Annotated in this window: 10 protein-coding genes; 5 read left to right on the forward strand and 5 right to left on the reverse strand. The window is 58.4% G+C overall.

All coding sequences use genetic code 11. The features are described from left to right. Positions 1–280 precede the first annotated feature (280 nt). Complete coding sequence (locus CA85_RS25100) at positions 281–643, forward strand: hypothetical protein (protein WP_186775070.1); 363 nt, start codon at positions 281–283, stop codon at positions 641–643. 229 nt (positions 644–872) lie between these two features. Here the strand turns inward: CA85_RS25100 and CA85_RS19740 are convergent, their stop codons facing one another. The 3 genes from CA85_RS19740 to CA85_RS19750 form a co-directional block, all read right to left on the reverse strand. Then, positions 873–1,553: an NfeD family protein gene (locus tag CA85_RS19740; protein WP_146393081.1), complete on the reverse strand. Its 681-nt coding sequence runs from the start codon at positions 1,551–1,553 to the stop codon at positions 873–875. Further along, complete coding sequence (locus tag CA85_RS19745) at positions 1,553–3,721, reverse strand: NfeD family protein (protein ID WP_246112994.1); 2,169 nt, start codon at positions 3,719–3,721, stop codon at positions 1,553–1,555. Before CA85_RS19745 ends, CA85_RS19740 begins: the two co-directional genes overlap by 1 nt. A 288-nt stretch (positions 3,722–4,009) precedes the next feature. Beyond that, complete coding sequence (locus CA85_RS19750; RefSeq protein ID WP_246112995.1) at positions 4,010–4,453, reverse strand: hypothetical protein; 444 nt, start codon at positions 4,451–4,453, stop codon at positions 4,010–4,012. 218 nt (positions 4,454–4,671) lie between these two features. Here CA85_RS19750 and CA85_RS19755 point away from each other — a divergent pair, with 218 nt between their 5' ends. The 4 genes from CA85_RS19755 (at position 4,672) to CA85_RS19770 (ending at position 10,595) form a co-directional block, all read left to right on the forward strand. Next, entirely contained in the window at positions 4,672–6,723 is a 2,052-nt protein-coding gene (locus tag CA85_RS19755; RefSeq protein ID WP_146393082.1) for an HlyD family efflux transporter periplasmic adaptor subunit, read from the forward strand. Positions 6,724–6,783: 60 nt separating this feature from the next. Next, positions 6,784–7,713, forward strand: coding sequence for an efflux RND transporter periplasmic adaptor subunit (locus CA85_RS19760; protein WP_186775071.1), 930 nt, complete (start codon positions 6,784–6,786; stop codon positions 7,711–7,713). Positions 7,714–7,768: 55 nt separating this feature from the next. Beyond that, a complete protein-coding gene (locus CA85_RS19765) occupies positions 7,769–10,006 on the forward strand; it encodes an HlyD family efflux transporter periplasmic adaptor subunit (protein WP_315852725.1) in 2,238 nt (745 codons plus the stop codon). A gap of 178 nt (positions 10,007–10,184) precedes the next feature. Further along, the gene (locus CA85_RS19770; protein ID WP_146393083.1) at positions 10,185–10,595 is read left to right on the forward strand and encodes a DUF3467 domain-containing protein; all 411 of its coding nucleotides are present in this window, start codon (positions 10,185–10,187) and stop codon (positions 10,593–10,595) included. 466 nt (positions 10,596–11,061) lie between these two features. Here the strand turns inward: CA85_RS19770 and CA85_RS19775 are convergent, their stop codons facing one another. Together CA85_RS19775 and CA85_RS19780 are read right to left on the reverse strand one after the other, a co-directional pair. Then, entirely contained in the window at positions 11,062–14,028 is a 2,967-nt protein-coding gene (locus CA85_RS19775; RefSeq protein ID WP_146393084.1) for a hsp70 family protein, read from the reverse strand. A 160-nt stretch (positions 14,029–14,188) separates the two neighbouring features. Then, a complete protein-coding gene (locus tag CA85_RS19780) occupies positions 14,189–15,499 on the reverse strand; it encodes a DUF1501 domain-containing protein (RefSeq protein ID WP_146393085.1) in 1,311 nt (436 codons plus the stop codon). Positions 15,500–15,506 lie beyond the last annotated feature (7 nt).

The raw sequence follows: 15,506 nt of genomic DNA on the forward strand, positions 1-15,506 counted from the left end.
CCGAACCGATCCAGTTGTTTTTTCACGCCTGACATGTGGATAGATCGCAATTCGTTGCCCGACTGAAATGACTGACCGCAAACGCAATGCGAAACTCGGTTGGTGGATTAGCTCCGTCGCCATCACTTGCGTGTTGCTTCTCCGTGGTCACTATCTGCTCGGGCCATCGGTTGGGATCACGTTCGCGTTCATGACGCTCGCCATAGCCGTGATCGGATATCGTTACCTTTGCATCCAAACTCCGACACGAACCGGGGTCGTAATGTTCTCGATTTTCGCGATGACCTGCACGGCGATCATGTTTACGCCCGCGACCTTCAGTCCCGATGTCCAGCATTTCATCAACAAGTACAAAAATGACCGAACCGCTCGACGCGAATTGGCTACGTTGCTCGAAGAAAATGCAGATTACCGCGACATCAGATTCGAAACTGAACAGCTGAAGGTTGTTTTTGTCTCAATTCGTGGGACCGTGCCGAATGGTGGTGTGATCGACAGCCTTCTTGCCGATCTATCTCGTCTAGACTTCGTCCGATACTGCAGTCTTGACGGTCGTCTGACTGCCCGCGACACCGGGGCGGTTCACGAGTTTTCGGATGACCATCTTCACTTTGATACAGAAAACGATGCGGATAACCAATGACGATTTGACTTCCGTTCAGGAAGCCCGATTGATCTGCCTTTCCACTTGAGCTTTGCTTCCAGCGGCGGGCCTCGGGTGCTCTGATTCACTTGTGTTTCGGTCGTACGCACCGAATCCACTTCTTGATTCGTGAGAGTTGTGGCAAACGCAATATCCTCCGCCACCACTACCTGGGTGTGGCGACAAAGCCGGGTGCACGATCTATGTAGGGAGCATTTTGGTACGTTGCTCAGCTGGGGTCCTCACGCGACCCAGCGTCGATCTCGAGCGAGTCAAAATCGACATCGTCCAGCGGCGACAACACGGGAGAGTCTTGGACTTCGATTGACATGGGATCTCCGACCGGCGGCGATAGCGGTCGCTCAGGCTCCGAAGGCAACCCAGCGTTCTCCGCTCGCCATTGTTGGATCTCTTCTTCGGTGGCGATGCGAACCTGCAGTTTTCCTGAGTAGACGCGCACGACGCTGACCAGCGTTCCTGCATCGATCGGCAGTCCCGTGCTGATCGCATCGGTTCGGTGGCCGGCCATTTTAATCTCGCCGCTGGGATAGAGGTTCGACATGGCCGTGCCAACATGCCCGACGAATTCACTCAGCGGCGTGCCATCGTTCGTTGCAGGCTCAGGGAGCGCCGAGTCGGCTTCGAGCGTATCGCGGTTGAGCATCCGCCGACCGATCTTGGTGCTCGGCCATAGCCGGATCAGCAAAGCGATCAGAATCGGTGTCGTGATCAGATAGACGAGAGTGAGCGTCAGAGCCAGGGAGGCGCTGTAGGTATAACCGATGATGATCGAGGTGACGCCCACAACCGCTGCGGTCAACCCCAGCATCCCGCCGCTGGGGATCAAAATCTCCGCGATCGCAAGGGCATAAAAGGCGATCAGTAGCCCCACTGCATAATACGCGGGCATTATTCGTCCACCGCTTCAACGACAATGCGATTGCCGTGGACCTGGATCACCCGGATGCTTTGCCCGGGATCGATTGCCGCGCCGTCGCTGATAACGCCCACAGTTTGCTCGCCAAATTTTGCCTTGCCCGAGGGCCGCAACCGCGTCGCGGCGACCCCTGTTTGCCCTGCCAAATGATCGAAGTCAGCGACTCGCTCGAGCCGATCGAGGTCCGCCGCAGGCGCGTCCATGGCCAGCCCCGTCGCGGCAGCAGCCTGCGGCAAGAAGGCGCGCACGGCCAAAAATCCAATCACCAGTCCCCCCATGGCTCCCATCGCCAGCCAGACCCCGTGTGCCAATTGGTTGGCCTGATAACTGTTCTGGGGGATAACAAAGGTTTGGCTCATCAACACCACACCCAATACCGTCAACGCGAGCCCACCGAAACCGAAGATCCCCACCCCCGGGACCACGAAAATCTCGATCGCTAAAAACGTCAGCCCCAAGCCGAACGCTAGCAGTTCCGCCCACTCAGCCGTCCCGGCAAGAAACTTGGTCCAGAAAAAGAATGCGAAGCATAGCGCGGCCAGGAAACCAGGGATCCCGAGACCGGGGGCACTCGCTTCCGTCGACAACATCATGAACCCAAACAGGAGCAGCCCGAACGCCAGCCCATCGTGCCGCCCGATCCGCTCGACCCACCGCACCAGCCCCCGGTCTGCGAGCTGGGCGGGGACAGTCGCCAGTCCCACCGAGGCCGCAACGGCCTTGAGCGAATCCGTCGTCTCATCGACCAATCCCAATTCAATCGCCTGCTGTGCCGATAGCCCCTCGTCCAGTTCGATGAGTTGCTCGCGATTCCAGTCGGACCGACCTCCGGCCTGGGCGTCCTCGGTCTCAGCAGCCAGCTCGCTCGGCACGGCGTACCGGATCCGTCCCGTCCGGCGGTTCACATAGCGGTACACGGTGAGCGTGGGATCGAGTAGACCGCGGATCAGCACTTCGCTGCGCCCCGTTCGGTCCGCTAAAAATTGAATCAGCTCGCGTTGATCGGCTACCTCCTCGGGCGTCATGGCATCCGCTCCGCTGCCGCCGAGCTTCGCGTCGGGGTGCATAGCCAACGGTCGACACGCCAACGCGATCAACGCGGCGTCGCCCCGGGCTTCCCGGGAAACGTAGCCGGCGACGTTGCGTATCGATGCACTTGGGTCGGCGAGCGTCGCCGCCAAGGAGATGCTGCTCGCCAAGTCGCCACCTGGGGAATCGATCTCGACCAGCCACGTGTTCGTGCCTCCCGACTCCGTCGTCGCAGCGAGATTCGATAGCCAGCGATGGACGCGATCGCCCCGGATCGTGCCTGTGACTCGCAGCAACGCCCCGTCGGCATCCTCGACGGTGTCGCTCGAGGTGTTCCGCAGCTTGGCCAACCCCAAGCGATCGGCGACTTCGCCAGAGGAATCCACGATAGCCGCCGCCGCTCGAAACTCCCGCAACTGATCGGCGCTGAGCACCAATGGCTCACCCGCCGGTGAGAGGATCTCTTCCTCGACAATTGTACCCTCGCTGCGATACTTCTCGAGCTGCTCGCCGAGGACGAGCTCGGGGGCGCCGTCGGACAACCGGACGCGGGCGACCGCCTCATCGGGATTGACTAACCCAGCGACAATCTCGGGTGGTAGCAAGCCTCGCCGCTTGGCAATCGACTGGAAAATCAAGGCGGTCGTTTCGTCACCAGCAACCTCGCCGTAGGTCGCATTGCCAATCGATCCATCGGGCGACACCAGAATGGACTCGCACGCCAAAACCAGCAACACTTCGCTGCCGCGCACCGGAGTCTCCACCCACGCGATCGGCCGAATGTGTTTGAGATTCGATCCGGAAATCGCGCGGGCGAGCTTGAGCGAATCTTCGAGCGGTGTACTGCTCTCTCGCGAGACCGGCTCGCCCGATCGATCGCCCCCGCGAATGTCCTCAGCCCGGCGATCCCGGTCCGGGTGAGCGAAGTGAAGCACTACACTGACCCGCTGGCTACGGCTGGCGTCGGGTGAGCTAGGAGAGTTGCGAGCCGCCTGAGACAGTCGTGCTAGCTGTGCGCTAATCCGCTCCGTGTCCCGCCCCGTCAATGGGCTAGGGATCTCAACGAGAAAGCCTTCGGTGAGTGTCTCGGCCTCGTCCGGCGATTGAGCCATCAAGGAAACTGCTGGCTCGCCCCCTGGAACGCCCCACAGCAGCAGGCAGGCTGCCACCCACCGGCTTGCAGTTTTAATGACAAACCGGCAGCCGGCCTGGTTCCGAGGCTGCGTCGGAAGAACGGTAGAACGTGAGTGATCGAGCATACCCGTCATTATAGGCACCTGATCGATCCCTGTCGCAGCGGTTGCCTCGCATTCTCAGATCCGGTAGTGACCGCGATTCAGCCGCAGGCATCGTCGTCATGATCGACGCCTCAACTTCCGCAGTCCGCCACAGCGAGGGAGCTACCGTTGGGATCTGCTTTTTCGCTCGGGCTTGGCGAGCAAGTGGATGGGGGGCACAGTGGCAGATCCGCCATGGAAAGTGCGGCGGCCGTCGATGGTGTGGTCGAAAACGAAGGCGCCCGTTGGGATCCCTTTGCGGGGGCTGAGACGGAGAATCGCTGGGTGGCCGCACTGGTGGCAGCGAATGCGAAACCCGTGCTGATCGAGCATCGACTGGATCGCCGCTGCCAGAGCTCGGTTGTGCTCGACGGAGCCCATTGAGCGGCCCACGAGATCCTGAAGTTTCCCCTGCAAGGTCAGCCGAATCGAACGCTGGATCCGATTGACCTCCTGTTGCAGAAGCTCCAGCACCTCGGCCGCGGGCACCAGCGGCTCTGGCCCATCGGCCTGCTCCTCAGGTTTGGCGCGGGAGAGCGCGACGAGATGTTCCAGCGGTGCGTTCAAGACGGAATCCATGCGAGCGGGGTGGCAATCAACGGTAGGTAGCAAAAATTCGCCAAAACTGACTAGACATTAGGTTATACGAAATGTATAACTAGTCCAGTCCCACGTTTTATAAAACCTCCTGTGGCGAGAGCAAGCTACTTTTCATTACCGTCGCCGCTTTCGGCAGATTCTCCTGCGCTTCCCCGCGTCCTCATTCGCTCCAGATCCCCAGCCCTATGTCGGTCAATCAACAATCGGTCGAAGAAACCAAGGCCCAGATTCGAGGTTTGGTCAATGAAATCGCTGCGCTCACCAAGAGTGGCTCGACGGCATCGGAGTTTTACCCAGAGCTACTTTCGCGAATCATCACGGCTTTGGCCGCAGCCGGGGGCGCCATTTGGCTGCTTGACGAGGACAAACAGCTCCGTCTGCAGTACCAAATCAATGCCGAACCCTCGATTTTGGCGGCCGACAGCGACGACGCTACCCGACACCAGCGGCTGATCCAGCGGGCTGCCAATGCGGGGCAATCGGTATTGGTGCCTCCCTACAGCGGCACGACCGACGGCGATGCTGAGGGAAACCCGACTCGCTATCTGCTCGTTCTCGGTGCCCTCCAGCACGATGGGCAGAAGGACGGCGTGATCGAGATCTTCCAGCGTCCAGACACGGCGCCGGAAACCCAGAAGGGCTACCTGCGATTTCTGCAACAGATGTGCGAACTGGCTGCCGAGTGGCTACGCAGTCAGAAGCTGATCAAACTGGGCGACCGCCAAACGCTCTGGCAGCAAGCGGATTCATTTGCTCGGGCCGCCCACGAATCGCTGGATCTCAAAGAGACAGCTTATATCGTGGCCAATGAAGGTCGCCGTTTGATTGGTTGCGACCGGGTGAGCGTCGCGATCAAGAAGGGTCGTAAGTGCAAGGTCGAAGCGATCAGTGGTCAGGACACGATCGAAAATCGGTCCAACATCGTCTCGGCTCTGAATGTCTTGGCCACGCGGGTTGTCGCCGCAGGTGAGCCCCTGTGGCATGACGGGTCGACCGAGGATTTGCCACCGCAGATCGAGGAAGCCTTGGAAGATTACGTCGATCTGTCCTACGGCCGGAACCTGGCGGTGCTGCCGCTGCGGGCGCCCCAGCGGAAACTCGGTCAAGACAAGGAGACCGGGGCAGCGGGTGAAGTGGACCGAGACGACGCCCACCGCGGTGAGGTGATCGGTGCTCTGATCGTCGAGCAGATTGAAACGGACCTGCCGGCTGATGTGTTTCGGACCCGCTGCGATCTTGTCTACGAACACGGCACTCGCGCGATCGCGAACTCCCAAGCCCACACAAACCTGTTTTTGATGCCGTTGTGGCGAACGATTGGCCGCGCCACCTGGGTGCTCCGCGCTCGCACCCTGCCCAAAACGCTTGGGATCGTCGCGTTGATCCTGGGCTTGATCGCCGCCGGCATTTTCATCCCGCTGGATTTCGACTTGGAAGCCGAAGGGACGCTCAAACCGGAAGCCCGCCGGGAGATATTCGCGGGCATTGACGGGGAAGTCCGTGAGGTGCTCGTCGACCACAATTCAACGGTCACGCAGGGGCAACCGCTCGTACGGATGATCAACCCAGATATCGAAGTGGAGATCACCGAACTCGAAGGTCAGATCTACACAACGATGGCCGAGCTGCAGCGTGTTCGGGGCCAATTGAATCAACGCGACTCTCTCAAACGCGCCGAAAAACGAGCTCTCGAAGGCGAGGAAATCGAACTCGAAACCAAACTCGAGGCTCAACGGGCAAAGCTGACGCTCAAAAAAGAACGCGCCGATGACCTGATCGTGCGGTCACCTATCGATGGACGCGTCGTTTCCTGGGAAGTCGAGAAACTACTGCTCAATCGTCCCATCACCACGGGCCAGGTGCTGATGGAGATCGCCGATCTAGACAAGCCGATGTATCTCGAAGTCGAAATGCCTGAAAAACGAGAGGGGCACTTGGATCAATACATCCATGAAAACGACTCCAAGGAACTCGAGGTCACTTATATCCTCGCCTCCGACCCAGACCAACCGCTCACCGGCACCCTGCCGATCGACAACATTTCGCTGCGAGCTGAATCGAGTGAAGAACACGGCTCGATCATCAAGATGCGAGTCCTGCCCAACCAGGCTGAACTCCGAAAACTAGCACCGAGCCCCGGTACGAAACTAACCGCAGACGTCAAGGTTGGCCGTCGTGCCAGCGGGTTCGTGCTGCTCCACGAAGTTTACGAGTGGTTCGCCAAGTTTATTTTCTGACCGCCCGCGATTCATTGACCTCCCCTTTGTCCATTGCAGTCTACTGCCCCATTGATGCTTATGACCCGCTCTCCCATCCGAAGCCGACTCCTGATTGCGGTTTTCGTTGCTTTGACAGCGTCGCTGGCAAATACTTCGGCGCCCGCTCAGCGTCCATCCAATCCGCCCTCGCCTGGCGAAAGGGTGGTGGCCGACCGCTGTTCGGTCAAATTCATCCGCAACGTCAATATCCCCGCCGAGGTCGAAGGCAAACTGATTGAGCTGCGATTTGAAGAAGGCATGGATGTGGTCTCCGGCGACGTGCTCGCAGTTGTCGATGATACCGCTGCGAAGCTAACCGTCGAATTTAAAAAGGCTCAAGAGAAGGAGGCGATGCTCAATGCGGACAACGATGTCAATGTGCAAGATGCCAGAAACACCCGCGAACTCGCCGAAGCGGAAGCGGAATCTCACAAGAAGCTTTATGACGAACAAGCCATCCCGTACTGGGAAATGAAGAAGAAGATGCTCGAGGCAGTACGTGGGGCGTTGAAAATCGACCTGGCTGAGATGCAAAAAAAGATCGCCATGGCACAGTACGTCGGCAAACGCAACGAACGTGAGATTGCCGAATACGAACTCGAACGCCGCCAGATCCTTGCTCCGTTTGACGGATATGTCGAAAACCGCATCGGCCAACAGGGGGAATGGGTGCAACCGGGAACCCCGATCGCAACGCTCGTGCAACTCGATCGAGTCCGGGTTGAAGGCGTCGTCGATGCGCTGGCATTCCCTGGCCGCGTGCGAGCCGGTTTGCCCGTCACCGTTCAGGTCTTCACATCGAGCAACCGACAGGCCCCCATCGTTGTCGAGGGAAAGATCGGCTTCGTCGGCAGCGAATTGGATCTCAGCCACCGGGTGCGAATCTGGGTCGATATCGAAAATCGCAAAGACTCCAGTGACGCCTGGATGATCAAACCTGGAATGGATGCCGAAATCATCTTTGAATAGCAATCGCTGAGACGCGCGGTACCAAAAACATTCTCCTCATTGAACCCATTTCTTCATGCCCACTCTTGCGGAATCACTGGTAAGCAGTTCGTCACGTGCGCTGACGGTGCGCCGACGTCCTGACTTGACCGCGAGCCGGCACCAATACCAAGGCCAAGGCTATTGGGTGATGAAGGAACCCGTGGGACTGCAGTACTTCCGCTTCCACGACGAGGAGTACTTCATTCTCAACATGCTCGATGGGCATGTCAGTCTCCAGCAGATCAAGGACGGATTCGAACAGCGTTTCGCTCCCCAGAAAATCACTTTCGGCGATTTGCAGCAGTTTATCGGCATGCTGCACCGCAGCGGATTGGTGATCAGCAACTCACCCGGCCAAGGCAAATCGCTACGCGAACGAGGACGGACCAAGAAGAACAAAGAACTCCTCGGCAAGATGTCCAATGTGTTTGCCGTGCGGTTTCGGGGCATTGACCCCGAACGAATTCTCAATCGAATGCTGCCGATCGCGGGATGGATCTTTACGGTCCCCGCATTGATATTCTTTGCCTGTTTGCTGCTGGCCGCTGCCTTATTGCTCGCGACGCAGTACCAGACGGTCTACGCGAAACTACCGACGTTCCATCAATTCTTTGCCGCTGATCGCTGGATCATTTTGGCGGCAACGATGGCGATCGTGAAAGTCATCCACGAATTCGGCCACGGGCTCAGTTGTAAAAAATTCGGCGGGGAGTGCCACGAGATCGGCTTCATGCTGCTCGTCTTCACGCCTTGCCTGTACTGCAACGTATCCGACTCATGGATGTTGCCCAATAAATGGAAGCGTATATGGATCGGTGCTGGAGGGATTTATGTCGAAATGATTCTGGCATCGATCGCGGCTTTTGTCTGGTTCTTCAGCGAATCGGGCACCACGATCAATGACCTCTGCTTGAACATGATGTTCCTCAACGTGGTCAGCACCGTGCTCGTCAACGGCAACCCGTTGTTGCGATTCGACGGTTACTACATCTTGATGGATTATCTTGAGATTCCCAACCTGCGTCAAAAGAGTACAGAGGTGCTCAAACGCTGGTTCCAAGAGACTTGCTTGGGATTGGAATTGCAAGACGATCCATTTTTGCCTCAGCGCAACCGGTTCATGTTCGGCATGTTCACGATATGCAGTGTGATCTACCGCTGGGTCGTCGTGTTCTCGATCGTGTGGTTTGTGATGCAGGTGCTCGAACCGTATGGTTTGCAGGCACTTGGGCGAATTCTCGCTGTGATTGGGTTTTCGGGACTCGTTGCCCAACCCATGATCCAAACTTGGAAATTCATCCGTACTCCTGGGAGACTCGCAAAAGTGAAACGTGGCCCCCTCCTGACCTCGCTCGCCGTGGCCGGTGTCGTGATCGCTGCGGTTTGTTACATCCCGCTTCCTCATCATATCGACGCCGCCTTTGAAATTCGTCCGAGCCGCGCCGGCACCGTCTACGCTGGCACTGTCGGCCGCATTGTCGAGACCGTCCCGGTGGGCACACGCGTGACCAAGGGACAACCCATCGCAGTTCTCGACGATCCCGAGCTGACGATCCGGTTGGCTGACCTGCACGGCGAAGAACGATTCGCATCGGTGCAGTTGGAAAACCTGAAGCTGCGTGCCCGAGAAGAAATGGCAGTCGTTGCCCAGATCGAAACGCAAAAAGAAATGCTGCAGTCGATTCGGTCGCTCCAAGCCAAAACGCAAGAGGAAGTGGACCGCTTAACGATCCGTGCCAAACAGGACGGATTCATCCTGCCGCCGCCGGAACGGCCGAGCAATGACCCTGGCGATGGTCGCTTGCCGGGATGGACCGGTACGCCGCTCCAGGAAGTCAATCGCGGCGCGCTGTTGACGGCGGATGACATGATCTGCGAAATCGGGGCTCCCGACGGATTCGAAGCTGTATTGATTATCGATCAGGGCGACCGTCAACTCGTCCGTGAAGATCAATCCGTTGACTTGAAACTCGACTCCCTCCGGCTGAAGACGTTCCATGGCAGTATTGAGGAGATATCCAAGAACCCGATGGATGCCGCCAGCACGTCCATGTCCAGTCAAACGGGCGGCGATTTGCAGACTGAAATTGACCCCGCGACAGGACAAGTCAAACCAAGGAGCGTGTCCTACCAAGCCCGTGTGCCCCTGGACACTTCCGATATGTTGTTGCGACCAGGCTACCGGGGTGCAGCGAAAGTACATGTCGATCCGATGTCACTTGGTCAACGCTTATGGCGCGTGATTATCAAAACATTCAACTTTGATTTTTAGGGAACTTTTAATCATTACTCTTTGTCGAACTACAAACGCTCATCAACCCGTCTTCGGACGAGTTTGAGATTCCACCTGAACCGCCGGCGCGCTGCGAGTTCGGGGGAATTCATACGAATGAAACGAAACGCGTCACTTCCATAACCTTTCCCTTTCTCACCTTTTGGAGAATTTTTAGATGGCAGACGACAACAAGAACGAATCGGAAGAAAACGAAGCGGCAACCGCAACAGCAACCGCCGAGTCGAGTTCGCCAGCAGCGAAGGCTCAAACGCCTCCGCAACAACCGGTTCAAGTTCAAGTCGAAGATCAGAACGCCCTGGCAACCTATGCAAACTTTTGCCGCGTCACCGGATCACCTGAAGAACTGATCATCGATTTCGGTCTCAACCCACAACCAATTGGTGTGCCCAAGGAGCCGATCCAAGTCAAACAACGGATCATCGTTAACTTCTTCACCGCCAAACGTTTGTTGGCCGCACTGCAAATGTCAGTCGCCCGTCACGAATCCGTCTTCGGCGTGCTCGAGACCGACATCAACAAACGCGTACGTCCCGGCCTGCAACAACAACAGCAGCCGAAGTCGTAGTGCCGCTCAACACCTGAGCTATCACAACGCACGAAAAAACCACCCGGCTAACAGGCAGGGTGGTTTTTTTTGGTTTCATGGAAACGACAGATATCGCTAGAACTCAAGACAAAGGCTCATCCGACGGAAGCGTGCGCCCGAGGTTTTCAAGGCATGGCTCCCGTATCCAAGGATTTATTTGTGGGATGTGATTATCAATGTTAGACTGGCACTGCCGGGAGAAACGGAGCCGAGCTCCGCAGAGGTGCTGGCTTGGCAAGGGATATCTCGGTCGCCAGCGTTTCCCTGCAAAAGCGGTACGCCAATGGTGCTGTCGGTCCCTGGCGAGCGTTTGTTCATCAGGGACGCATTTTTGAACGATCATTGGATACGAGAGCCATGCCTCAAAAAACCTTCCGCTGTGCTCTGCGCACGCTTCCGTCGGATGAACCAAAACAAACGCATGACACGCGGCGATTGGGAATCGTCAACGCAGTTCAATGCCGAGGGGAAGCGACTCACCGAAAATAGCGGCCTGTTCCTCATGGTCGAACTGGCCGCCCTCTTCGACGAGCCGCAAGAAATGAGCAGGAGCTTGGATTATGCGAAGCTCTCTGAGCACTCGTTCGCGAGTGTCCTCATCGACGTCGCGAAAGCGATCATGGCAGCGACGTGCGATCTGAGTCAGCGCCAAAGCCGCCGCTTTATCGATTTGCTCGGACAGTCCCGACTCACTGGATTTCTCCTGGGCAGAGGTTTGCAATGCTGGTGAGGCGAGAATACGAGTGAGAAATCCAGTCGCCTGACTCGAACCGATGACCAAGTTGAGCGGACCGTAGGTCGGGATACGCGTCGCCAAACGGCCGATCACCCATAGCAACACGGGGTACAGCGGACGCAACTTCTTACGTTCGAGTTGAGCCAACGCGGCACGCGTCCACAGCCTCTTTTCATCGACGCTGAGGTGTTCGAGTGATCCCACCAAACGCCATCCCTCACGCGTTTCGGCCGCCTCGATACGTGTGCTGCTGCCCGCCCCACCGACCAAGGTCTTTCGTAGCACACTGGAGAGTTGCGATTGCTGACCGGCGGTCAGCCCACCTGCGATCCGCCGCCACAGGATCAAGGTTTCGGCTCGTGTTTGGGCGTCGTCGTGTGCGATCTTGCCAAACAACAGACGCCACGTCTGAGCCGTCCGCCAGTCATCGACGGCGACACCGTACCCGGGACGCAGCGAATACCCCAATAGGTTCAGCCAACGTGATTCATGGGCAGGGGAACGCCGACGCGCTGGCTCCACCGCCATCAACGATTCCCAGATGCCACGCAACAACACCGGCGGCCAGTTGGCCCGGCTGATCTCGAGCGAGGACTGCAGCCGTTTGACGAGCTTGGATGGTTTCTCTGTTGCACTCCCAAAGACGGCGTTGATCTCCTGCTGACACGCCAACAGAGTGTCTTCATCGACTATCCCCGAGGCTTCACCGCCCCCGTGATGAGCTTCGCGATCGGTCTCCAGCGTGGCCCGGATATCAAACTCGAGTTTCCACCGCCTGGCGCGTCCCGAGGTTGGTCTCGACCTCTCCTCCGCGGCGGTGTCTTCGACGCAGTACACACCGATGGTTCCGATTTCAGAGAGCTGTGTTTCGATCACAATCTTCATGGTCGATTGATCGCGTTTTTTACGATTTTGCAGCGCCGTATGGATCGGCGGCAGGGGCGTCATCTCCTTTTCGTCAATCGCGACCACCTCGCCCACGCGGTCCGCCAATCGCGTGCTGCTGGCCCACAACGGAAAGCTCACTGGCACACCCACGCGCAGTTCCATTGGCAGCGAGTCGATGCGGTAGCTCTGGCCGGGCTGAGCATCGGCTGGGATCACGCAGACCGCGCGCGGAGGGGTTTGAGAGATCTGCATGAAATAGGTTCGCGCCAAATTGGCCGCGATCCGGACACCCTCGCCACGACGGACGCGGGCATAGTACGCGGCTCCCTGGGCGACCGCCAAGTCGAGCCTCGGCGATTGCAGGGCTTCGGGTTTCCAATCCTCCTGCTCGCCCGCGAACCAAGCCGCCAGACATCCGAGCACCCGAGACTGGATCGACGAAGAACGCAGCACACCACCGTTGAACAGGACGAGGTCTACCCGATCCGAGTCGCCGCCACCCTCATCGATTCCGGTCGTCCGGTGCATCCGCAGAAACTCCGCCAAATGCTTGGTGATCGCGGGGTCGGCGGCATAAGGAAGACCGAGTTCTTGAAACCCACTCTGCCCGCTCAGAACGGTTGACTCCAATTCCACGTCGGGAAAAAAACCTTCCAAAATCACCCGGTCGATTTCAGCGGCGGTGACCGTCAGTGAAAGCGAGTCGCCGATTAGGGAAGAGCCTTCACCGGCGAGGTGGACCGTGGTTTCGGCCGGGCGATCCGGCGAGAGCATCAACTCTTTGACACGTCGGGCGTCAGCAATCAACTGTTGCCACCGGCGAGCGGGCAGCGGTTCGTCCAATTTCGCTTCGACTGCCTTGGCGATGGCCAAGTCAAGATTATCGCCGCCGAGAATCAGATGCTTGCCGACTGCGACTCGATGAAACTGCACCGCGCCGGCGGCTGGATCGCCGGGCGCCGGATCCGTTTGCCCAGCATCCTCGAGTAGCTCGTTAGATGATTGGGCGCGCGAATCAGCGGGACGAACCCGAATCAAAGTCAAGTCGGTGGTACCGCCACCGATGTCACACACGAGTATCAACTGGCCCACACGAACGCGTTGAGTCCAGTCGTCACCATGCCGATCCAACCATGCGTAGAACGCCGCTTGCGGTTCTTCGATCAATTGGATCCGCGGTAGACCAGCCTTGCCTGCCGCGGCTACTGTCAATTCCCGAGCGACTTCATCGAACGAGGCAGGCAGAGTGACGACCACGTCTTGCTCAGCCATCGGGTGTTCAGGGAAGACGTCGTCCCAGGCGGCCCGCAGGTGTCCGAGGTAGGCAGCCGACGCCGCCATCGGCGATCGTCTTTCCACATCCGCATCCCCATGCCAGGGCAATAGGTCTGCTGTGCGATCGACACCTTCGTGTGATAGCCAGCTCTTGGCCGATGCGATCAAACGGCCCGGCTGCGATGTGCCCGCGGCGCGGGCGTACTGACCCACCCGAACATTTGGCGGATCGATGAGAAACTCCGCCAGTCCTCGGTTGGCTTTCGCGGCCTCAGCCGCAGCCGTTTCCGTCTCTGTTAATGTGTAATGAAACGACGGCAAGGTGCTGCGAGATTCGATCGTATCAACATCGACCCACTGGGCAACCGAGAAGACCTCGACGGACCTCTGGTCGCTCTCGGTGTCGACGAAGGCGACCACACAATTGGTTGTGCCCAGGTCGATTCCGATGCAGTATCGCGGCGGTATGGCATCAGGTGAGTCAGAAACGGATGGATTAGCCGGATCGGTCATGGAGTGAGCGTATTGGTGGTGTTGGCGGACAGCAACCGACGTCTCCAATGCTCGCGCGACATCGCATCACCGCGCATCCGCGACGCCACGCGTCAGGAATCACTGGCTGCATCGATTCAGTAGAAAAGCCTACGCAACATGACGCTCAAAGGCTAGAAGACTAGGCATCGCCGAGGCATTCGCTCAGCACCCGGCCTTCGGATCGGGCGATCGGCCTGCCAATCGGAGTGTCGTATTCATGAGCTGGATCCAACCCCAGGGCGGAATGGATCGTCGCGTGGATGTCAGCGATTTCCACGGGGGCCGCCACGTGACCGTCGGGTCCCGTGGCGTCGGTCGCCGCGGAGGTGGCCCCGTGGACGTAGCCTCGCCGAAATCGTCCACCGGCCAACAGCGTACTGAACCCATGCGGCCAATGATCGCGACCACCGGCCGGATTGATTTGAGGCGTGCGTCCAAACTCGCCCCCACAGACCACCAAAGTCGATTCGAGAAGTCCACGCTGTTGCAAACGCGTTAGCAACGCTGCCAACGCAGGGTCGAGTTGCTCACAGGCCGAAGACTGCAACGCATGATTGTTCACGTGAGTGTCCCAGCCACCCAAGGTGACCTCCACGCAGCGGACGCCCACCTCGATCAACCGTGCCGCCGCCAAACAGCCACGTCCAAACGGGTTGTCGCCGAACGCATCTCGGGTGACAGCCGATTCTTGAGCTACTTCGAACGCCGATAGCTGATCACTCGACATCATTCGCCGCGCCGCTTCCGTGCTCGCCATCTGCAGGGTGCGATTGGATTGCAAATCGACAAGGCGTCGGCGGGCGAACTGCTTTTCGAGAATCTCACTAAGATCGTCGAGTCGGCGTCGATATCGTTCCTCGTCGACTCGCGGCCGCACGTCCGGGACCGACGAGAGCGGGTCACCGGTTTTAAAAGCATCGAATCGAGCGCCAAGAAAACCACCTCGTGCTGGCGATCCACCCGGCAGGATCGAGATATGCCGGGGGATGTCGGCCCCCGCATCATCGGCATCACACAACACCGCACCGACAGAAGGATGGATCAACGTCGGATCCGGACGATATCCCGTCTTGATATTGTAGATGGCACGCTCATGGTCGCCCTCCTTGCCGACGACGCTGCGAATCAACGTCGTCAAGTGCATCTGTTCGGCCACGCGAGGCAGAGTATCGGCGATCGACACGCCCTTTAAACTGGATTGAATCGCCCGCGTGTCGCCACCTGACGATTGATCTGGATGAGGGTCGAAGGTTTCCAACTGGCTCGGGCCGCCTTCGAGCCACAGCAAGATCACGCTGAGCGGCGGTTTACCTGGATCAGGCTCCTGCTCGGCTGCGATCGCCAGACGCCGCGCCAATGTCGGCAGCATCCATCCGCCCGTGCCGCCGAGGAAGAGTCGGCGCGAAAAATGCAACCGAGGATTGCATATCCGTGGAATGGTTTCGTTCATGATGGGT

The sequence above is a fragment of the Allorhodopirellula solitaria genome, assembly GCF_007859855.1.
Lineage (GTDB): Bacteria > Planctomycetota > Planctomycetia > Pirellulales > Pirellulaceae > Rhodopirellula > Rhodopirellula solitaria.

Bases quoted from the DNA above. Each gene is read 5' to 3' on its own strand.
- CA85_RS19765 (WP_315852725.1), top strand. From the start codon at position 7,769: ATGCCCACTCTTGCGGAATCACTGGTAAGCAGTTCGTCACGTGCGCTG.
- CA85_RS19780 (WP_146393085.1), bottom strand. From the start codon at position 15,499: ATGAACGAAACCATTCCACGGATATGCAATCCTCGGTTGCATTTTTCG.
- CA85_RS19755 (WP_146393082.1), top strand. From the start codon at position 4,672: ATGTCGGTCAATCAACAATCGGTCGAAGAAACCAAGGCCCAGATTCGA.
- CA85_RS19770 (WP_146393083.1), top strand. From the start codon at position 10,185: ATGGCAGACGACAACAAGAACGAATCGGAAGAAAACGAAGCGGCAACC.
- CA85_RS19775 (WP_146393084.1), bottom strand. From the start codon at position 14,028: ATGACCGATCCGGCTAATCCATCCGTTTCTGACTCACCTGATGCCATA.
- CA85_RS19740 (WP_146393081.1), bottom strand. From the start codon at position 1,553: ATGCCCGCGTATTATGCAGTGGGGCTACTGATCGCCTTTTATGCCCTT.
- CA85_RS19760 (WP_186775071.1), top strand. From the start codon at position 6,784: ATGACCCGCTCTCCCATCCGAAGCCGACTCCTGATTGCGGTTTTCGTT.
- CA85_RS25100 (WP_186775070.1), top strand. From the start codon at position 281: ATGACCTGCACGGCGATCATGTTTACGCCCGCGACCTTCAGTCCCGAT.
- CA85_RS19745 (WP_246112994.1), bottom strand. From the start codon at position 3,721: ATGGCTCAATCGCCGGACGAGGCCGAGACACTCACCGAAGGCTTTCTC.